The organism is Flavobacterium panacis, assembly GCF_024649945.1.
GTDB lineage: Bacteria > Bacteroidota > Bacteroidia > Flavobacteriales > Flavobacteriaceae > Flavobacterium > Flavobacterium panacis.
Genome location: NZ_JANKMS010000003.1, coordinates 394792 through 414754, shown reverse-complemented (window position 1 = coordinate 414754; position 19963 = coordinate 394792). Strand labels below are relative to the sequence as shown.

Annotated in this window: 20 protein-coding genes; 10 read left to right on the top strand and 10 right to left on the bottom strand. The window is 32.9% G+C overall.

Annotated features, from left to right (window positions below; genetic code table 11):
- Positions 1-125: 125 nt before the first annotated feature.
- A complete protein-coding gene (locus tag NQQ59_RS09985) occupies positions 126-1421 on the top strand; it encodes a cryptochrome/photolyase family protein (protein WP_144218148.1) in 1296 nt (431 codons plus the stop codon).
- A 254-nt stretch (positions 1422-1675) separates the two neighbouring features.
- Here the strand turns inward: NQQ59_RS09985 and NQQ59_RS09980 are convergent, their stop codons facing one another.
- Together NQQ59_RS09980 and NQQ59_RS09975 are read right to left on the bottom strand one after the other, a co-directional pair.
- On the bottom strand, positions 1676-2980 hold the full coding sequence (locus NQQ59_RS09980; protein WP_144218146.1) for an ABC1 kinase family protein: 1305 nt from the start codon (positions 2978-2980) through the stop codon (positions 1676-1678).
- Positions 2980-3639: a TetR family transcriptional regulator C-terminal domain-containing protein gene (locus tag NQQ59_RS09975; RefSeq protein ID WP_144218144.1), complete on the bottom strand. Its 660-nt coding sequence runs from the start codon at positions 3637-3639 to the stop codon at positions 2980-2982. Before NQQ59_RS09975 ends, NQQ59_RS09980 begins: the two co-directional genes overlap by 1 nt.
- Positions 3640-3737: 98 nt before the next feature.
- Here NQQ59_RS09975 and NQQ59_RS09970 point away from each other — a divergent pair, with 98 nt between their 5' ends.
- The gene (locus NQQ59_RS09970) at positions 3738-4649 is read left to right on the top strand and encodes a TIGR01777 family oxidoreductase (protein WP_144218142.1); all 912 of its coding nucleotides are present in this window, start codon (positions 3738-3740) and stop codon (positions 4647-4649) included.
- Positions 4650-4735: 86 nt separating this feature from the next.
- On the opposite strand, the gene NQQ59_RS09965 is transcribed toward NQQ59_RS09970, so the two are convergent.
- The 4 genes from NQQ59_RS09965 to rmuC form a co-directional block, all read right to left on the bottom strand.
- Positions 4736-5305, bottom strand: a complete 570-nt coding sequence (locus tag NQQ59_RS09965; RefSeq protein WP_186296625.1) for a YceI family protein — start codon at positions 5303-5305, stop codon at positions 4736-4738.
- 222 nt (positions 5306-5527) lie between these two features.
- On the bottom strand, positions 5528-5929 hold the full coding sequence (locus NQQ59_RS09960; protein WP_144218138.1) for a VOC family protein: 402 nt from the start codon (positions 5927-5929) through the stop codon (positions 5528-5530).
- 40 nt (positions 5930-5969) lie between these two features.
- Complete coding sequence (locus NQQ59_RS09955) at positions 5970-6518, bottom strand: acyl-CoA thioesterase (protein WP_144218136.1); 549 nt, start codon at positions 6516-6518, stop codon at positions 5970-5972.
- 191 nt (positions 6519-6709) lie between these two features.
- Positions 6710-8083, bottom strand: coding sequence for a DNA recombination protein RmuC (gene rmuC, locus NQQ59_RS09950; protein WP_257698187.1), 1374 nt, complete (start codon positions 8081-8083; stop codon positions 6710-6712).
- A 196-nt stretch (positions 8084-8279) separates the two neighbouring features.
- Here rmuC and NQQ59_RS09945 point away from each other — a divergent pair, with 196 nt between their 5' ends.
- Genes NQQ59_RS09945 through NQQ59_RS09925 form a run of 5 tightly spaced genes read left to right on the top strand, consistent with a single transcriptional unit; the run spans position 8280 to position 12341 of the window.
- Entirely contained in the window at positions 8280-9158 is an 879-nt protein-coding gene (locus tag NQQ59_RS09945; RefSeq protein WP_144218134.1) for a protease complex subunit PrcB family protein, read from the top strand.
- Between the two features lie 7 nt (positions 9159-9165).
- Positions 9166-9564 (top strand): hypothetical protein, encoded by a 399-nt coding sequence (locus NQQ59_RS09940; protein ID WP_144218132.1) that lies wholly within the window; start codon positions 9166-9168, stop codon positions 9562-9564.
- A 51-nt stretch (positions 9565-9615) separates the two neighbouring features.
- On the top strand, positions 9616-10167 hold the full coding sequence (locus tag NQQ59_RS09935; protein ID WP_144218130.1) for an RNA polymerase sigma factor: 552 nt from the start codon (positions 9616-9618) through the stop codon (positions 10165-10167).
- Entirely contained in the window at positions 10164-11774 is a 1611-nt protein-coding gene (locus NQQ59_RS09930) for a hypothetical protein (RefSeq protein ID WP_144218128.1), read from the top strand. The genes NQQ59_RS09935 and NQQ59_RS09930 overlap by 4 nt, the downstream gene beginning before the upstream one ends.
- A 42-nt stretch (positions 11775-11816) precedes the next feature.
- Positions 11817-12341: a MepB family protein gene (locus NQQ59_RS09925; protein WP_144218125.1), complete on the top strand. Its 525-nt coding sequence runs from the start codon at positions 11817-11819 to the stop codon at positions 12339-12341.
- Between the two features lie 51 nt (positions 12342-12392).
- Here NQQ59_RS09925 and NQQ59_RS09920 read toward each other — a convergent pair whose 3' ends face one another.
- The 3 genes from NQQ59_RS09920 to NQQ59_RS09910 all read right to left on the bottom strand — a co-directional run bounded on the left by NQQ59_RS09920 (position 12393) and on the right by NQQ59_RS09910 (position 17416).
- Positions 12393-15824 (bottom strand): T9SS type A sorting domain-containing protein, encoded by a 3432-nt coding sequence (locus tag NQQ59_RS09920; protein WP_144218123.1) that lies wholly within the window; start codon positions 15822-15824, stop codon positions 12393-12395.
- A 311-nt stretch (positions 15825-16135) separates the two neighbouring features.
- On the bottom strand, positions 16136-16888 hold the full coding sequence (locus NQQ59_RS09915) for an SDR family NAD(P)-dependent oxidoreductase (RefSeq protein WP_144218122.1): 753 nt from the start codon (positions 16886-16888) through the stop codon (positions 16136-16138).
- A 153-nt stretch (positions 16889-17041) separates the two neighbouring features.
- Positions 17042-17416: a hypothetical protein gene (locus tag NQQ59_RS09910; protein WP_144218119.1), complete on the bottom strand. Its 375-nt coding sequence runs from the start codon at positions 17414-17416 to the stop codon at positions 17042-17044.
- Positions 17417-17552: 136 nt separating this feature from the next.
- Here NQQ59_RS09910 and NQQ59_RS09905 point away from each other — a divergent pair, with 136 nt between their 5' ends.
- The 3 genes from NQQ59_RS09905 to NQQ59_RS09895 all read left to right on the top strand — a co-directional run bounded on the left by NQQ59_RS09905 (position 17553) and on the right by NQQ59_RS09895 (position 18937).
- On the top strand, positions 17553-17759 hold the full coding sequence (locus tag NQQ59_RS09905; protein ID WP_144218117.1) for a hypothetical protein: 207 nt from the start codon (positions 17553-17555) through the stop codon (positions 17757-17759).
- A gap of 45 nt (positions 17760-17804) precedes the next feature.
- Positions 17805-18377 carry a pseudouridine synthase gene (locus tag NQQ59_RS09900; RefSeq protein ID WP_144218115.1) on the top strand — a complete coding sequence of 191 codons (573 nt, stop codon included), beginning with the start codon at positions 17805-17807 and terminating at the stop codon, positions 18375-18377.
- A gap of 101 nt (positions 18378-18478) precedes the next feature.
- Positions 18479-18937 carry a tRNA (cytidine(34)-2'-O)-methyltransferase gene (locus NQQ59_RS09895; protein ID WP_144218113.1) on the top strand — a complete coding sequence of 153 codons (459 nt, stop codon included), beginning with the start codon at positions 18479-18481 and terminating at the stop codon, positions 18935-18937.
- Positions 18938-19074: 137 nt separating this feature from the next.
- On the opposite strand, the gene NQQ59_RS09890 is transcribed toward NQQ59_RS09895, so the two are convergent.
- Complete coding sequence (locus NQQ59_RS09890) at positions 19075-19851, bottom strand: ABC transporter ATP-binding protein (RefSeq protein ID WP_144218111.1); 777 nt, start codon at positions 19849-19851, stop codon at positions 19075-19077.
- Between the last annotated feature and the right edge of the window lie 112 nt (positions 19852-19963).

The following is a 19963-nucleotide window of genomic DNA, read 5'->3' as shown; positions in this document are numbered from 1 at the left end:
GCAAAGACGCCAAGTCGCTAAGTCTTTTCTTTTCTTAAGCATTTAATAAAAACTTGGCGACTTGGCGACTTGGCGAGGAATTTTCATAGCAAAAACTTTAAAATCATCGAGCGAAAATAAAAACAATGACAAAACAAAAAGTTTCTTTTTTCTGGTTTAGACGTGATTTGCGTTTAGAAGACAACACCGGATTATTTCATGCTTTACAATCTGATTTTCCTGTAATTCCTTTATTTATTTTTGATGAAGATATTCTGGACAATCTTCCGAAAAATGATGCTAGAGTAAGTTTTATTTACGATTCACTTCAAAAAATAAATACCGAATTAAACACATTTGAATCTTCAATTTTAATCAAAAAAGGAAAAACAAAAGAAGTTTGGAAATCTCTTTTGGAGGAATTCGATATTCAGAATGTATTTTTCAATAAAGATTACGAACCTTTTGCCACCAAGCGCGATACAGCAATAACAGCTTTATTAAAAGAAAACAAAATAGAATCTTTCTCTTTTAAAGATCATGTAATCTTCGAAGAAAAAGAAATCACAAAAGCCGATGGGCTTCCATATACCGTTTACACACCATATAAAAATAAATGGCTCGAAAAATATCATTTTCTAGGAACAGCTCCCGAATTTGACTCGACTTCCTTTCAATCTAATTTCTTCAAAAGCAAATTCAAATTCCCTGAATTATCTGAAATTGGCTTTGAAAAAAGTACGATTAAAGTTCAACCTCACAATTTAACGCAAATTGCCAATTACAAAGAAATAAGAGATTTTCCTGCCATAGACGGAACTTCTTATCTTTCTCCACATTTGCGTTTTGGAACTGTTAGTATTCGAAAATTAGTGAATTGGGCAAACCGAAAAAATCAGACTTTTTTAAGCGAACTGATTTGGAGGGAATTCTTTATCCAAATTCTATTCAGCTTCCCAAATTGTGTGAATCATAATTTTAAATCGGCTTACGACGGAATTCAATGGCGAAATAATGAAGATGATTTCAAACGCTGGTGTTCCGGAACTACAGGTTATCCAATGGTCGATGCAGGAATGCGTCAGCTCAATGAAACGGGTTACATGCACAATCGTGTTCGTATGGTTGTCGCTAGTTTTTTATGCAAACATCTCTTAATCAACTGGCAATGGGGCGAAGCTTATTTTGCCGAAAAACTTTTGGATTTTGAATTGGCTTCAAATGTAGGCAACTGGCAATGGGCTGCTGGAACAGGTTGCGATGCTGCGCCTTATTTCAGAGTTTTTAATCCTGAAATTCAACAAAAGAAATTTGACGAAAAAGGAGCATACATTCGCAAATGGATTCCAGAATTTGATCTTGGTTATAATGAACCAATGGTTGATCACGCTTTTGCAAGAGATCGTGCGATTGCAACGTACAAGGCTGGGATTTTGAAATAAAATTATACTTACATAAACTTGTCATTCTGAGGAACGAAGGATCACACAAGAAGCTCCGCAAAGATTTTGACCCTAATGTTAAAACATAGCCCAAGGTTTCAACCTTGGGTACACAATATATTCTTTCTATGGGGAATTACTAGTGTGATCCTTCGTTCCTCAGGATGACAAACTAGACGAAAAAACCTTTGTCAAAGTTCAAAACTTTGACAAAGGCTGTTCTTTCTAAATTTGGATTTTGGAATTTACGAAGTCTAGTATTTCAAATAATTATCCACCACAATCTTCGCTTTCAAATCGAACATTAAATTATACAATCCGAAGAAAGTACGGTTCATGTAGATGAAATGTTTGGAACCACGGTTTCCGTTCATTTTTTTCAGATTCGTATCTTCAGAAAAGCGTTTTCCTAACTCTGCGATGGCGTTAAAGAACTTTTCATCTGCAAAATCGAAAGTTTCGTTTTGAAAAGGTTGTGTGAAAAGTGATAATAAATCATGAAACATAGCCGTGAAATATTCTACTTCTGCTGGTGTATCATCTTCACGAAGGATTTCTAATTCAAATAATTTTTTATTGAAAAGCTCTTCATTAGTAATCACATTTTTATTGATTAGCTCAAAATATGGTACATAAAAATCTTCTGGAATTTGTTTCATACAACCAAAATCCAAAGCAATTAATTGATTTTGATCACCAACCAAGAAATTTCCAGGATGCGGATCAGCATGAACTTTTCGTAAAACATGTATTTGATACATGTAAAAATCCCAAAGCGCCTGCCCTATTTTATCTCCAACTTCTTGATCTGTATTTTTAGCCGTAAATTCCGAAAGATGAATTCCAGTCATCCAATCCATCGTAATGATTTTCTCTGACGAAAACTCTGGATAATAATTCGGAAAAGTGATATTTTCTATTTTACTACAAGCATCAACTACTTCCTGACTTTGTTTTAATTCCAACAAATAGTTTGTTTCTTCAATCAATTTATCTTCAACTTCTTTAAAATATTTATCAGAATCTTTTCCTTGAAGATTGAACATTCTAATTGCAATTGGTTTTACCAAAGCCAAATCTGATGAAATACTATTCGCAACTCCAGGATACTGAATTTTAACGGCTAGTTTTTTGTCATTTTTCTTTGCCAAATGCACCTGACCAATACTCGCCGCGTTTACAGAATTCGGGTTGAATTCGTCAAAAATTTCATAAGGCGTTTTGCCAAAATTATTTTTGAAGGTTTTTAAAACCAACGGAGCCGAAAGAGGCGGGACAGAAAATTGCGACAATGAGAATTTCTCCACATAAGCCTGTGGCAGAAAATTCTTGTCCATGCTTAACATCTGTGCGACTTTAAGTGCGCTTCCTTTTAAGCTTTTTAGTCCGTCGTAAATATCTTCGGCGTTGTTTTCGTTTAGTTTATCTCGAGTCAAATCTGGATTTACTACTTTTTCAGCATAATGCTTGATATAGTTTACTCCGATTTTAGCCCCCGTTTGAACTAATTTTCCCGCTCTTTCAATTTTTGAAGTTGGGATATAATCGATTGTTTTCATTATCTGCTGTGTATTTTTTCTTTAAATAGAAATTTTCCAAAATCTATCAAATGATTCATTGGCGCTACATTCATCAATTCAAACGAAGCATTAACCGATTTCTCGATGAAAATATCTGTTTTCTCAAAAGCTGCCGATTCGTCTTCCATCCAGAATTTAATCGTCATCATCAATTGCAGCCAAGATGATTCTTGAATAGCTTTTTCTTGAAACTTCTGGAATTTTTCTTGCTCCAGTCTATAATCGTCAGTTAGGATTTCTGAAACGTAATTCTTGAAGCTTTCGCGAAGCGTAGTCAGCTGTACTAAATTTTTAAGCGGATTTCTGTCGATTTTAAGCGTTTGTAAAACATAGCTTCGGTTTGCCGTTAAAATCTCGAAGAAAGTAAAATAGAAACTTAGCATTTTATTTTTCATATCGTATTGCTGATATTCTTCGTTTTTATGAAGCAGATTTACTGTGTTTTCAAAAAACAATCTAAAAATTTCTTTTTCTAAACCTTCTAATGTTCCAAAAAAAGAATAAAATTCAGCTTCTGTAAAATCATTTTCCTTGGCAAAATGATAAACTGATTTTGGTTTTTGACCTTTTTCTAAAACCTCATCCATATATTTTGAAACGATATCATCTTTGGTAATTTCCTTTTTTTTAGTCGCCATTTTATTAAAATTTAGAATTTGCCATAAAGGTAAACATTGTTTAAGTACCTTTACTAATCCTTAAACAAGTTAGACTGTTAAATATATTATAAACTATTATGACTCAAAATGTTCTACTAACAGGCGGAAGCGGTTTCATTGGAAAACATTTAACTGATGTTCTTCTAGAAGCTGGATTTTCTGTTTCTGTTTTGAGTCGTTCCAAAAGAGAGAATTCGCCGGCAATTCAATATTACAAATGGGATTTGAATAAAAGTTACATTGATGAAGATGCCGTTTTAAATGCCGATTATATCATTCATCTTGCTGGAGAAGGAATTGTAGAAAAAAGATGGACTGCAAAAAGAAAAAAAGCCATTGTTGAAAGCCGTGTGAAACCAATCGATGTAATTCTTTCTGTTTTAGAAAAGCACAATAAAAAACTCGAAGCTTTTGTTTCCGCTTCAGGAATAGGAATTTATGGCGCCATTACAAGCCATAAAATCTGTATCGAAAATATGTCCCCAGCTGATGATTTTTTAGGCACAACCTGCCAAAAATGGGAAAGCGCCGTTGATAAAATTGGCGCTTTGAATATTAGAACTGTTAAAATTAGAACTGGAATTGTTTTAGGCAAAGATGAAGGTTTTCTAAAAAAACTGACTCCGAGCTTTAAAGCTGGATTTGGCGCCATATTAGGTTCAGGAAAACAATATCTTCCTTGGATTCATATTGACGATTTATGTAATATCTATCTCAAAAGTATCCAAGATCAAAACTTAGAAGGTCCTTACAATGCCTGCATAACCGACAATACTACCAATTCTAGATTTTCTAAAACGTTTGCCAAGCAATTTGATTATACTATTTGGCTTCCTAAAATTCCACCTTTTTTTCTCAAATTAGTATTGGGAGAAATGAGCGAAGTCATTTTAACCGGACAGCGTGCCTCTTCAGAAAAAATTCAGAAAACAGGTTTTGAATTTCAATTTACGGATTTAGAAAAAACGTTGATTAACTGTTTAAAATAGTTTTAAACACATAGAAACATAGATTTTGTAATCTATAAAAAGGCGTTTCACTGGTTTAAATTCACATAGTAATAATCCAAATTTACTTATTTCAAAGTAGCATACATCGTTTCATCGCTATGTACTATTCCAGTCAATTCTGTATTGGCAGTTTGAGCAATTTTAGACGCAATTTTACTTGGAATTTTAATATTGAAATCTGAAACCATAATTGGAAAATCTGAAATGATCTGAATTCCGTCCTGAACTCTTTTGATTAAAGCATTAACGACAATCTCTTTCGTCTTTCCTTTCATGTTTAATTTCCCTTTGATTTCATATTTCTTTTCGACTTCATTAATATCTTTCAAATCAAATTTTTCAATCTTACCTTTAAATACCGCTTTTGGATAGCGATTGCTTTCTAAATAATTTTCGTTAAAATGTTCTTGCATTAAATCCAATTTAAAGCGAAAATCTTTGATCATAACAGTACAGATAAAAGTACTTGTTTTAGGTTCTAAAAGAATCATAACCTGTCTGTTTACTGCTTTTATTTCTTCAAAAAGAGGTACAGAAGCTTCAAAATTTACAGTACCGGTGCTGGTAAAGAACTTGTCTTGTGCCAATACAGAAAAAGCAGTTAAAAGTAAAAATAATAAGGTAGTTGTTTTCATAATCGTCTGCATTTAAACAATTATGTCATTCCATTTTCCTGTTTAAGAGAAGGTAAAAATTAGATTCAGATTAAGCTTGAAAATTGAACGGCAATATTCCGTGAAAAAAAATTTCGTAACCCTAATGATTACAATTAAAGTTACGAAATTTATGCTTGCATAGTTCTCTCACTTATGCTAAATATTTGTGAATGTTTTGAATGCGAAAATCAGTTTCAAAATTTAAACTACATTTTCTACTTCTGTGCAGATTTCAATTAAAAAACCATCTAAATCTCTAACATATGCCACAACTTGTCCCCAAGGTTTTTCAACAGGTTCTGAAACCATTATGGCTCCGTGCGAAGTCGCTTTTTGTAAAATTTCTGGAACATTATCTACAATAAAACCAATTTCTATAGCAAAAGGTTTATCTCCCAGACTGCTTTCTAGAAAACCATCTTTTAAATTTTGCGATGCCAATTGTTTTGAAGCAAACGAAAGTGTTGTCCCGCCAGTAATTAATTCACCATAATCATGATCGGGGCTTATAAATTTGCGTGAAAAACCAAATGCATTTTCATAGAATGTAATAGATGCCTCTACATCCTCAACGTACAATATTGTATATCCAAACTTTATCATCTTTTCTCTATTTAATGTGTTTGAAATAAATATAAGAAAATTAACTGATTTCTAAAAGAACATTATATTTTTCTAAACTTGCTAAATCTTCAATCGAATTAATTCGAGACAATTTTTCGTGTTCTTCCACTTCTTTACGAACCTCAATATGTTTAATTGCTTTTCTGAAGCGACGAACTTCCTGCAAATTAGACAAAATCAATCCAGGAACTTGAACACTTTTACCTTCTTTATCTTTGGCAACCATTGTAAAATAAGATGAATTACAATGTTTGATTACTCCTGTTTGAATGTTTTCGGCTTCTACTCGAATTCCAACAACCATCGAACTTCTTCCAACGTAATTTACAGAAGCTTTCATGGTTACCAATTCTCCCACTTCGATTGGTTTCAAAAAGTTTACTGTATCAACAGAAGCCGTCACACAATAATTTCCACTAAATTTTGATGCCGAAGCAAATGCAATCTGATCTAATAATTGTAAAATATATCCTCCGTGAATTTTTCCGCTGAAATTAGTATGCGAAGGAAGCATCAATTCTGAAATGCTCACTTTTGATGAAGAAACGGGTTTAAAATCTGTAGTCATGTTTTTGTTTTTGGTATTTTGTGATTAGTTGTATTTTTTCTAAACACATAGAAACATAGATTTTAATTTTATTTAAAAAGAGTAATAAAAAAGAAACTAGTTTCTAACACATAGCTATGTGCATTTATGAAAGTGAAACGCCTTTTTTAAGTTTACAAAGCCTATGTATCTATGTGTTAAATTTTTAATTTTTAATTCAATAACTCATTTTCATCCGAATTTAACGCTCTGGAAATAATACTTTCAGGAAGAGATTTCTTTGCTTTGGCGCCCATTTTTTTCAATCTTTCGACGCTGGTAATCAAATTTCCTTTTCCTTCAACCAGTTTATTCATGGCGCTTTCGTATTCTGTTTTCGTGTCTTTTATTTTATTTCCAATTCGGACTAAATCAGATACAAATCCTTCAAATTTATCATATAACGCACCTGCTTGTCTCGCAATTTCAAAAGCATTTTCCTGTTGTTTCTGATTCGTCCACATGCTGTCGATTGTTCTTAAAGTAGCTAAAAGTGTACTTGGCGTTACAATTACAATGTTTCGGTCAAAAGCTTTATTGTATAATGCTGGATCTTCATTTAAGGCAATGGCAAAAGCAGGTTCCATCGGAATAAATAATAAAACAAAGTCAGGACTTTCTATTTGATATAAATCGTGATAATTTTTACTCCCAAGACCTTCTACGTGTCTTCTAATAGAATTGACATGTTCTTTTAAAAACTCTATTTTCAACAGTTCCGATTCTTCATTGATCCATTTCTCGTAAGCAGCAAGCGAAACTTTAGAATCGACAATCATTTTCTTACCGTCAGGAAGATTAATTACCACATCTGGAAAAACACGGTTTCCTTCTGAATTGGTAAAACTTTGCTGTACTTCATATTCTCTACCTTTCTCTAAACCTGATTTTTCAAGAACACGTTCCAAAACCAATTCGCCCCAATTTCCCTGCATTTTACTGTCGCCTTTTAAGGCTTTGGTCAAGTTCAAGGTTTCTTTGCTCATTTGTGCATTCATTTCGCTTAAACCAATAATTTGTTGACGAAGTGCAGCATGATAATCGATACTTTCTTTATGAGTCTGATCTACTTTTTGTTCGAAAATTTGAATTTTATCCTGTAAAGGCAACAGAATACTTTTCATGTTTACAGTATTTTGTTCGGTAAACTTCGCCGATTTTTCTTCTAGAATTTTATTGGCTAGATTTTCAAATTCTTTGGTGAATTTTTCCTGAAGTTCACTGATTTCGCTTTTTTGTTCTTTATGACGCTCCCATAAATTTTCAAAATCGACTTCTTTTTTAGAAAGCTGAATGGCTAAACTGTCTTTTTCTGTTCGAATATTTTCTTTCTCCACATTATTGAATTGCAATTGTTTCTGAAAATTTTTTTTTTCACTTTCAAATTGTTCTTTCTGCATTTGCAATTGCGTGTCTAATACCTTTAGTTTTTCTTCTAAAATAGCTTTTTCCGACTGATTTTTAGAAGTCGAAAGCAATTTTCCTAAGTAAATCCCAATGCATAAGGCAATGATAAACCCCAATAAAAACGGTAAATAATCTAACATAACTAAGTTTATTTTACGTAAAAGTACGCAATAATACGTAGTACTTAGTTTTTAAAATCAAAATTTCACGAATTCATAATCAATCCAAACTAAACCAACATTTTATCAGAAAGAAAAAAATAAAAAAAATTACAACACCTACGCAACCTTTTAAAAAAAGCACCATCTACAAGATATAAACCTATTAAAATAAATTATGAAAAAATTAATGCTGAGCTTATTTGTAGCTTTTGGATTTAGTGCCTGCTCCCTTAATAATGGAGATGATGCTAATATGAATTGCGGAGTTAATAGTCTTGTAAATTTTACTGGATTTCCATTTTTATGCAACTATACTATTAAAACCCCACCAGTTATTCCTTCTGTTGCTGTCGTTACGTCTCAGGAAGAAATGGATAAATTGTTTACAAAAACTGCAGGAAGCTGTCCAGTTCCAAGTGATCCAAACATTGATTTTACAAAACAATATCTAGTTAGTATTTTCTCGGGTACAAAGACTACCAGCGGTTATGCTGTTAAAATCACTTCTATCGTAGAAAACAACTGTGAGATCATTGTTAACTATTATGAAAAAGCTCCTGCTGCTGGTGAAACAGTAACACAAACTCCAACTAACCCGTCTGATTTTGTTTTAATTCCTAAAACATCTAAAGGATTCTTATTCAACAAAACAAACGAAAATCCGGATAATATTGTAATTGGAAGTTTTTACAGTGAGTGTGCAAGTTCAAATTGTCAAAAATTCTATCAAATTAATGATTACAACACTTTAGAATTCTTAAATGTTGAGTCAGGACAATATGAATTTGGTCAGTACAAATATACTCCAACCATCAAAAGAGGAGAATATAGCTTACTTTTAAAAGATGTTCCTTCTGAAATTTTAGCTTTAAAAGGACAAACTAAAACTTACGGCTCTCCAGATTCTGCAGATCAAGGTGGAATTTATTTCGAATTACGTCAGGGTGCAGCAGTAACTAAAGTTTATATTGACAATACAGACACTGCAGATCAAAGTGCTGCTATTATAGCTTTCAAAAAAGTTATTCAAAATAAAATCACAAGCTTAAAATAACTCCATTATGAAACACCTTTTTGTATCTTTTACTGCCTTTTTTCTTTTTGCCAGTTTTATTTCAGCGGATGCTTCTAAAGTAAATTCGAGCGCAATTATAAATACTTGGACTTGGGAAAAATCTGTTGGAGGAACGAAGAATCCGTACCTTGCAACTCCGAAAACTATTGGTTTCACCAAGAAAGTTATCTTCACTCAAACTGGAAGAGTAATAACTTATAAAAACAATGTAGAAATTAGAAACAGTGCTTACGAGATAGAAAAAGGAATAGGTTATTCTGACCAGACAGAACATGACTTAATTACCTTTGAAGGTAAAACTTATGTAATAGAAAAACTTGATAATCAAAACCTAACGATTGTAAGCAACAATCAAGATGGTTCTCGAACTATTTTTAAAAGATAGTTTTGTAAGCTATTTAAAACTATTTTTGCCAAATCAAATTTGAACCATTTCTTGAAAGACGAGTTAGAAAAATACATCAAACTGTGCATGAAAAATGACAGAGAGGGACAACTGAAAATTTATCAGTTGTTCTCTCCTGTTTTGTATGGTATCTGCTTGAAGTATATGAAAAATGAAGATGACGCGAAAGACGTTTTTCAGGAAGCTTTTGTAATCGTATTTCAAAAAATAAACCAATATAAGTTTGAGGGAAGTTTTGAAGGATGGCTTAAACGGATTTTCATAAACAAACTCATCGAAACTTTAAACAAGAAGAAAAAAGAGAGTTTTTTTCTCGATGTTTTTGATCCCGACACAGATTTTGTAGAAGAAGAGGAATTAGAAGCGATTCCGATGGAACAGGAAAAGCTTTTAGAATACATTCGGGATTTACCAGATCAATATCGGACCGTTTTTAACCTATATGTTTTTGAGAAAATGAAACACAAAGAAATAGCCGAATTACTAAAAATCTCCGAAGGGACATCCAAATCAAATTTAAATCGCGCCAAACATATTTTACAAAAGCGAATTTTGAGCATAAAAAATTTTAAGACAGCATGAAGAAGCAAAAAATAGAAGATATTTTTTCATCAATGGAAGACTTTTCTAGTGTTCCGCCTCCTGAATTGTGGGCACAAATTGAGGAAAAATTAGACAAACCAAAAAAGAAGAAGAGAGCTATTCTTTGGTGGTCGGCTGCTGCATGCTTATTATTAGGATTACTTCTGCCTTCAATTTTACATTTGAGTTCTCTAGAAAATAAAAACTTTGACACTAACGGATTTAATAACAACCAAGTAGTTCTTGACGAAAAAGGAAATAATACCTCTAAAAACAATAATACGAATCAGGATAAAAACAATAATGAAGTAAAAGATTCTTTAAAAAATAGTACTCCATCAGAAAAACAATTCAATAATTTAAATTCTAACGGAATTCAAGAGCAGGAAACAGCTGTTGCACATAGCGATTCTAAAAACAAAACCAATAAAAAGGATTCTGAATCTAATCTGCAAAAAAGCACAAATGTTCCAAATCAGTCTCTTGCAATTCAGAATTACAATACATCAGAAGATAAAACCAAAGCGACATCTTCTAAAAAAGCTATTTTAGTAAACAAGCAAACCAATAACAAAGGCATTTCTGAAGAAAGAATTGTTTTTGGAAAAGAAAACAAATTTAATTCTACTGCTAAAAAACAGCTTTCTAATTCGATTTTTGAAAGTTTAGCTCCTTCTAAAAACAATAATCTTGCTTTTTCAAACCAAAATTCACAAAAAGCACCAACCGAAAATACATCTACTGAACTGGCATATAAAACCAATTCAAAAGAGAATTCAACTAAGTTTAAAGAAAATGTTTTAAGCAAAATTGATTCTGTTCAACTTGCAGAACTTCAAAATCTAGAAAAAGGAATCTTGAGTCCGGAAGCTAAAAAAGAAGAAAAAGAGAAAAAAGACAAACTTATTGATAAGAACGAAAAATGGGCAGTTGCTGTTTTTGCTGGAGTTGCTAGTTCTGAAAATACCAAAAACGAAAAGACTCTTGGTAACACAAACGATTCTAAACAATCCAACTCTTATGGAGTTAGAACTAAATACAATATCAATAAAAAATGGGCTGTAGGTTCTGGTTTAAAAATTAATGAATTGGGACAAAGCGTTGCAAATGTATCGTATGTAAGTGCCAAAAGTAATACACTTTTTATTCCCGGCGCTTATCTTACTGCCAATGCTAATGCTGCTCCTGTGAGTAATAATCCAGATTACCTTTTGGTATCCAGCACTACAAAAGAAGCTTTAAAAGATGCAACCAATGTTCAAACAGGAAAACTGGATCAGAATCTAAGATATATTGAATTGCCTCTAGAAGTGTCTTATTCTGTTTTTAATAAAAATAAGGCAAGCATTAATTTAAATACAGGAGGATTTGTTGGGAAATTGATTTCGAACAATGTCGCCTTAGATGGACATTCTATTGGACAAAATACTAGTGCCAATGATTATGTTTATGGTTCAACGTTGAGCAGTACATTACAATATCGCGTTTACAAAAAAACCAATGTATTTGTAGAACCTGCAATGAATTACTATATCAATCCGTTAAGCACTCAGTCTTTCAACCAGTTTCAATGGGGATTAAATTTTGGTTTGAATGTTTCGTTCTAAATTTAGTTTAGCGTAATTTTCAAAAAAAATTAATTCTTGTTTATGGATTTTACAGCTTCTTCAATCGATTCTCTTTCAACTGATTTAAAATTGGCAAAAGAAATTGTTTTTGAAAAATCAGGTTTAGCAATCAGATTTCTTCAAAAAGAAAACGAAAGCGAGGAATACAGTGCTTATCGTTTTGAATTAAACGATAAAAAAATCTGCTATCGGGAAGCCAAAATAACTCCAACCAAAACAGGACAATTTGTTACGCTTTGGAAACGAAATAAAAACGGAATTATTGAACCTTTCGATTATTCTGACTCCATTGATTTTGTGATAGTAAGTGTTCGAAAAGACGTTAATTGGGGACAATTTATATTTCCCAAGAAAATATTGCTAGAAAAAGGGATTTTTTCGACACCAAGCAAAGAAGGAATTAGAGCAACTAGAGTTTATCCGCCTTGGGATGAAACTACGAGTAAACAGGCTCAAAAAACTCAAAAATGGCAATTAGACTATTTCTTTTCTTTCACTGATCAAAATAATATTGAACTCAACAAGCTAAAAAAAATATTGGAATAAAAAAAGGCAGTCAATTTAAGACTGCCTTTTCTTTTATGTTAAAAATCTAGATTATTTCTTGATAATCTTATCTTTAAAAATCACCTTATTATTTTCTGTAACCGTATAGAAATAAACACCTGAAACAAGATTGTTAACAGAAACAACTGCTGTACTAATTTCAGATTCATTCTTAACGCTTATTGGACTACCAACTGCACGTCCGTTAAAATCATATAATCTAATTTTCAGGTCTCTTCCTTGCGTTGTTTTAATATCAAAGTTTAAAACATCCGTCGCTGGATTTGGATAAGCTTTTACATAATATTTGTTTTTTCCAAAATCTGGCGTAGAAAGCACATCTTCTTTTAATTGGAAACGGGCAATAACTGGTCCGTGATCTGAAGTTGTACTGATATAATTTGAAATATCATTTCTAGGATCATAAACTGCAATTGACTTAGCGATATATTGATCTGTTAATTCATTCGAAATAATAATATGATCTAAGAAACTTGGCGGAGTATAATTTAAATAACTAACAGCTCCTGCTTTACTAATTTCTAAAGTTAAAGGATTAAAACCAGCCGTATCTTCTACAAAACTCTGATAAGATGATGGAGTACTTGCGTTTCCAACCCATGCTTTTACATCATCATTTAAATCTCCTAAAAGAATGATATTTTTATCTGCATAATTGGCATCTAAATCTTGTTTTAGATAATCAACGTCGTATTTACGTTGATTGTATTTCATTACATCAGTACCGCTATTGGCACGTGCGTGAAAGTCAATTAAACTAATTGTTTTTTTAATACCTCCAATGTTCGTTTCCAACTCAACCAAATAAGGCAAACGTCCTGAAGCGAAAAAACTATCGTCATTTCTCTCTGTAGCACCTTCTCCTGGATAATTTGGAAGAACCACTACATCATTACGAACTTGATCATACACTTCCTTAAACATCACTTTTGTGCTTTTTACGGTAGTTGTTTGTGTATTGTAAAGTACTACTAATTTCTGAGCTGGATAATTTGGATCACTTGGAGGATCTTGCCATGAATAAGACCAAGAAGTAGAAGTCGCTTTAGCGAAAGTTTTTCCATTGATATTGATCTGTTTAATCAAATCATCTATTGATGTATCACTTGATACTTCTTGAAGAGCGTAAACGTCTGCATTCAATTTGTTCATGACTTTTGCCACATTTTCAATTTGCAACGCATTGTTTGTTGGACCGTATGTATTATTTGTTGATCCAAAAAATGATACGTTGTATGTTACTACATCAAAAGTATCTGCTTTTGGCCATGAAGAAGCCGTAAACGAACCTATTTCTTTATTTAATGAAGTACCTGTAACTGTTAAGACACCCGAAATTGTTGGTTCTTTTGTTGTAGGTGCGAATCTTGCATAAACCGTTTTTCCGGCTGCTGCATCTGCAGAAGAAACAACTATACTAGAAGTAAATGAGATATTATCTGCTGATAATTGATACGAAGCTGGAGCTTGAAGTGTAATATCATTATAGCCCGCTGCTTTAAAAACAAAAGACTGACTTGCAGAAACCGAATTTGGATTTACATCTCCGAAATCTAAAATTGGATTTGAATCTAAATATTTCGTTTCATTGACAACAGCAAAATCATCAAAAGACCATTCTGCAGCGTTCCCACTTCCTCCTGCTGTTGTTTCATAAACCCATGCCAAATAAGTATGATTGGTTTTGTAAGCAGAAAGATTAATATATTGTGATTGAGCGTAAGATCCTGTTGTATTTGGAAATTTACCATCTATTACTGTCCATGTAGCTGTACTTGGATTACTTGTTCCATCATAATCAGTAGAAACCATTAGTTTTAAAGATGGTCCATCATAAAATTGACGAGAATAAAAAGATAGCAATGGAAGATCAGTAAAACTATCTAAACGTAATTTTGGAGAAATCAACCAATCTTTACTTGCTCCAGAATCAGAAAAACCATTCACAAGAACAGCTCCTGTTCCAGAATTTACGTTTCTAGCTACAGTCGTGTGAGTCCATTTGTTTAGTGGTCCTGCCTCATTATATTGTGACCATCCGCTGTTTGTTAAAACATTAGGGTCATCAAAATTTTGTATAAAAGGATTTGTTCCAAAAGCTGTTACATCAACTGTTTTTGTTGGGCCACCAGTTGTTTCGTGAGTAATTTTACCCGTAAAACTACCAATTGCATTTGGAGTAAATTTTACATAAACTGTTGGCGTTGCATTAGAAGCAAAATCAGCAGGAATAAATGTTAGCGATGATGCGAATGTAGCATTGTCTTTTGAAAGTAAAAAATCTGATTGAGCCGTTACCACAACATTTGCAGTAAGATCTGTAGCTCCTACTTGATAACTTTTAATTAAAGCATCAAAATTTGGTTCAGTTCCACCTAAATTTAACACATCAACTGTTGTAGAAATAGCAGGAGGAGTAACACTTATCGTTTTAACATCTACCTTATTTACTGTAGCTTGTACATTATTATACGGATCCTCAGAGATTGAGAAAACAGAATAAGCCGTATTTAAAGATAAACCTGTAAAGCTTTTTAGATAATCAAGAGAAGAATTTGTAACATCAAAAACTCCTGATTGTAACGCAGCAGTTCCATTTGCATTTTGTCCTGCTTTTATTTGTGCAACTGTTGGCTCTGCACTTCCGCCTGCTACCAATACGTAATATGTTTTTCCAATCTCATCAATTTTACTAGTAAAATCGAAACTATCAGCCAGAACATTATCTGCTTTTGGATAACCTGAAACATTTATTGGAGCAAAAGTATCTTTTCTAATATCAATATTATCAATTGCAAAAGACGGACGTCCTCCACCACCAGAAACTTGTCTAGAAGCCCAACGTAACTGCACTATTGGCTGATTGTCACATTCTGCAGGCAATGTAATTTTTCTTAGCTGAGAATTAAGCGGCAGAGTAACATTAGTTGTCTGATTAACATCATTATTTCTGTAAGCAGTTCCTAAAAGTGAAGTAAATTCTCCTGTAGTACCTACTCTATATTGCAAGATCACTTCATTGATTCTCGTGTTTGTAGCATCAACGAAATTTCTTATCGTCATAATATCGTACTGAACCTGTACATTGGTAGTTCCTTCGCTTGAAAAAGCAAAACCAATGGTAAGATTAACATTTCCCGTATTTAAAAATCCTAATTTACCAACATAGTTATAGAAACCACCTCCTGTATTATTTGCTCCTCTACCCGTAATTATAGTATTAGAATCTGTAAAAGTTGGAGAAGTTAGGTACTGAGTTGCTCCAGAAACATTACTACCAAGAGTCCATCCTTGAAATCCTGCAGGAAACTGTGCATCAGTCGCATCCCATCCTTCAAAATTTTGTTGGTACGGTAAGTTCTTTTGAGGATCCGGCATAGTCTGGGCAAACAAATTTCCAGAAAAGCAGACCAACAAACATATCAAAGCCAAAAGCTGGCGCGAAAAGTAAAGTTTTTTCATACTGTTAAATAATAGAGTTTTTAGAATTCAAATTTATCGCCTTTAAAGTTAAGCCAGTATTATAAAACCTTAAACTTAACGTTTTGGATTTTGTTAATATTATTCAACAAAACCTAGCTTACACTTAAAGTTAATAAAATAAAACCAACCAAACAGCATTTACACAAAACATTATTCAATACAGGACATTCTACAGACAGCTAAAACAAATTCCATATTTCTTACAAATAATAGTATTTTATAAAACAAAAAAAGCAGCAAACTTTCGCTTACTGCTTTTTCTAATTCAAAATATTATACTCTAAAAAATATTATACCGCTGTATAACCACCATCGGCAATAATATAACTTCCTGTAGTAAATGATGATTTATCTGAATTTAAGAAAACCACCAATTCTGCAATTTCCTCTGCTGTTCCTAAACGGTTCATAGCCGACTTTGCAGCAACAGCTTGCATCATATCTTTATTTAAATTGTCTTTTAAAAGTGCTGTTTCAATATAACCTGGTCCAACAGCATTACATCGAATGTTTTTCTGGGCATATTCTACAGCTATATTTTTAGTCAAACCTACAACTGCATGTTTAGAAGCTGTGTACGCAGGACTAAGTGGTGCGGCAACTTGACCATGAATAGAAGCAATATTTACAATACTTCCTCCTCCATTTTTCTCCATTTGTTCTAATTGGTAACGACAGGCATAAAAAACACCATTTAAATTGAGTCCGATAACACGATCCCAGTCTTCAGGTTCATATTCACCGGTTGGTTTTGCTGGTCCGCCCATTCCTGCATTGTTGCAGGCAATATCCAATCTTCCATATTTTGAAACCGTAACCTCAACCATATGTTTGTTATCGCTTGCACTCGACGAATCTCCTTTTATAAAAAAAGCTTCTCCGCCTTTATCTTTTATCATTTTAACGGTTTCTTCACCGTGATCCACATTGATATCTGAAACTACAACTTTTGCTCCTTCTCGAGCGTATGCCTCTGCTACTGCACGCCCAATTCCAGAGCCGCCACCAGACACAAAAGCTACTTTATTTTCTAAAAGTGCCATATTCTTACGTATTAAATTTGTTCTCTAAATTTACGAAGATATCAGCGGATACTCAAGATTTGACGCGAGTTTAGAATAAGATTAACGCTTCAAGCTAATCTTATGTTATTTGACATTAAAATGACTTTGTTTCACTAAAAATTTCGTATTATTTTATTGGTCTTCGTCCAATTTCATATTGCCACGATCCTCATGGCTTTCAGGATTTGAATTCGGATATCGATTGGGTGTGATATCAGAATTACGATCTTTGTTTTCGACCGTTTTTTTAGCTTCCTCATCAGAACTTACACCACGATTTGCATTTGGATTATTGGAATCCGTCTTTGAAATTTTGGTTTTAATATCTTCGTTTTCGTTTCTTGCTCTTTCCACTATTTTTTTATCTCCATCTGCATCTGTTACCAGTTCTTTATTGAGTTTGGCATCTTTCAGATCTTTATCGTGCGAAACGTTTTTTCCTTTAGATTCGTCGATATTCTTCTGAGTTCCGTTTATCTTTTTTGTTCCTAATTTATTCGTTTCCATAACATTGTCTTTTAATTTATAATATTACAAATTCTAAGTATGAAAAAATTATGACTTAAGATTGCTTTCTTTTATAATTGCCATCTGCTTTTTATTTTATTACCTTTATTCAAAGCAACTTAACAAACTAATTATCATGAATTTCTTCAAAATCAAAACTAGCTGGTCTAATGCCGAATTTATCTTAATCAAACTTTGTATGGCTTCTGTTTATATTTTGGTTGGAAGTTATTTTCATGAATTTTTCGAAAACTATTATTCGGTTTTGATAGTCATTTTTATCATTACCACAATTTGGTTTGTTTACCAATGGCTGAAAAAGATGAAATCAAAAAAGCAGTAGTTGGTTTTAATTTTATGAAAGAACTATCTTTGCAAAAAATTAAAAATGCACAGACACTTCCTTCTTTTTAAACCTTACGGTTATTTAAGTCAATTTATCTATGAATTAAAAAGGAAGAAAAAGCTTTTGGGCGAATTACATGATTTTCCCGAAGGAACAATGGCTATTGGAAGATTAGACGAAGATTCTGAAGGTTTATTACTATTGACAACCGACGGAATGGTTAGCGAAGAAGTAAGAAGCAAAAAAGTTGACAAAGAATATTACGTTCAAGTTGACGGCGTTATAACACCTGAAGCAATAGAACAATTACAAAAAGGTGTTGAAATTGGTTTTGACGGCGGAAAATACAAAACCAAACCTTGCAAAGCTTTTATTGTTACTGAAATTCCTGATTTTGGACCAAGAGCCAAAAAAATCAGAGACGAGCGCCACGGTCCAACTTCTTGGGCTTCTATTACCATTAATGAAGGTAAATTTCGTCAAGTTCGAAAAATGACTGCAGCCGTTGGTTTTCCAACTCTTCGTTTGGTTCGCGTTCGAATAGGAAATGTATATTTGCAAAATCTAAAAGCGGGCGAAGTGCTAGAGGTTGAGAATTTTCAATTGGATAATTAGATAATGTGACAATTAGATAATTCCCAAAAACTCAAAACTCAAAACTCAAAACTCAAAACTTATAACTTATAACTTATAACTCATAATTCATAACTAAAAACATGCTAAACGTAGTTCTTGTTGAACCTGAAATACCAAATAATACCGGAAACATTGGCAGATTGTGCGTGGGTACAGAAAGTCGTCTTCATTTAATTCACCCTTTCGGATTTGTCATTAATGATAAAAATCTAAAACGTTCTGGTCTGGATTACTGGGTTCATTTGGATGTTACCGAATATCAAAATGTAGAGGAATGGATTGCGCAAATTCCAGATCATTCCCGTGTGTTTTTGATGAGTTCACATTCTGAAAAATCTTATCTGCAAAATGAGTTTCAAGATGGTGACTGGCTGGTTTTCGGAAAAGAAAGTGTTGGTTTAAGCGCAGCGTTCATGTCAAGATTCGAAAATCATTTGACGATTCCGATGTCTCCGCTTATTCGTAGTTTTAATATTGCGAATTCGGTTGCTTTTGTGGTTGGTGAGGCGAAAAGACAAATTGGGATTAAAAAAGTTTAATCGTTTATTTGTTTAGCTGTTTAATCGGAAAATCATCTTCTGAAAACGGAACCCCTAGCCCTGATGGAAGCGGCATCCTTTTGTGGTGGGGTTCACCACAAAAGATATAGCGGACAGCAGGATTAGCTTCAAAAAAACTAACTCACTAAAAACTTCCCTTTTTCAGCATCAAAAACAATATTTTCGTCTTTGAATAAATTGCTGAAACTTCCGTTTGAGATTAAATTACATGGTTGATCTTGTATGATATTTTCTGGTGTCATCATAATCATTTCGTCACTTAATTGAATTGCCAGATCAATATCGTGTGTAGAAAACAAAATGCATTTTTGAGTTTCCTGAGTTAGTTTTTTCAATAATTTGAATAATGAAACTTTGTGCAATAAATCCAAATGTGTTGTCGGTTCATCTAAAATAATTAACGGAGTATCTTGTGCCAAAGCTCTTGCAATTAAAACTTTCTGTAATTGTCCATCGCTAATTTGAAAATGCTTTTTTGAAGCTAAATGTTCTATTTGAGTTAAACTCATAGCTTCATGAACTTTTGCAATATCTTCATCAGACAATTTATCAACCCAATTCGTGTATGGCTGGCGGCCTAAGGCTACTAATTCAAAAACAGAAAGATTACTTGGAGGTAGTTTCTCCGTCAAAACCAAACTTAGGTTTTGAGCTAATTCTAAAGGTTTATAATCGGAAATATTTTTTTCGTTTAAATGTACATTTCCTGATAATGGCTTTTGAATTCCTGTAATAGTTCGAAGTAAAGTCGATTTCCCTATTCCGTTTGCTCCTATTAAAGTAATTAGTTTTCCTGCTTCTAGGTTTAGATTCAGATTCTCAGCAATAGTCGTAACGCCTTTGTTGGATTTATATCCAATATTTAGATTTGAAGTTGTTAAGATGTTTTTCATTTTTTTTAAGATTCTAAGTTGCTGAGATACTAAGTTTCTAAGTTTTTTCTTTTGCCACTGATTAGAAGGATTAAAATGATTAAAAAAAATCTGTGTAATCTGTGGCTAAACA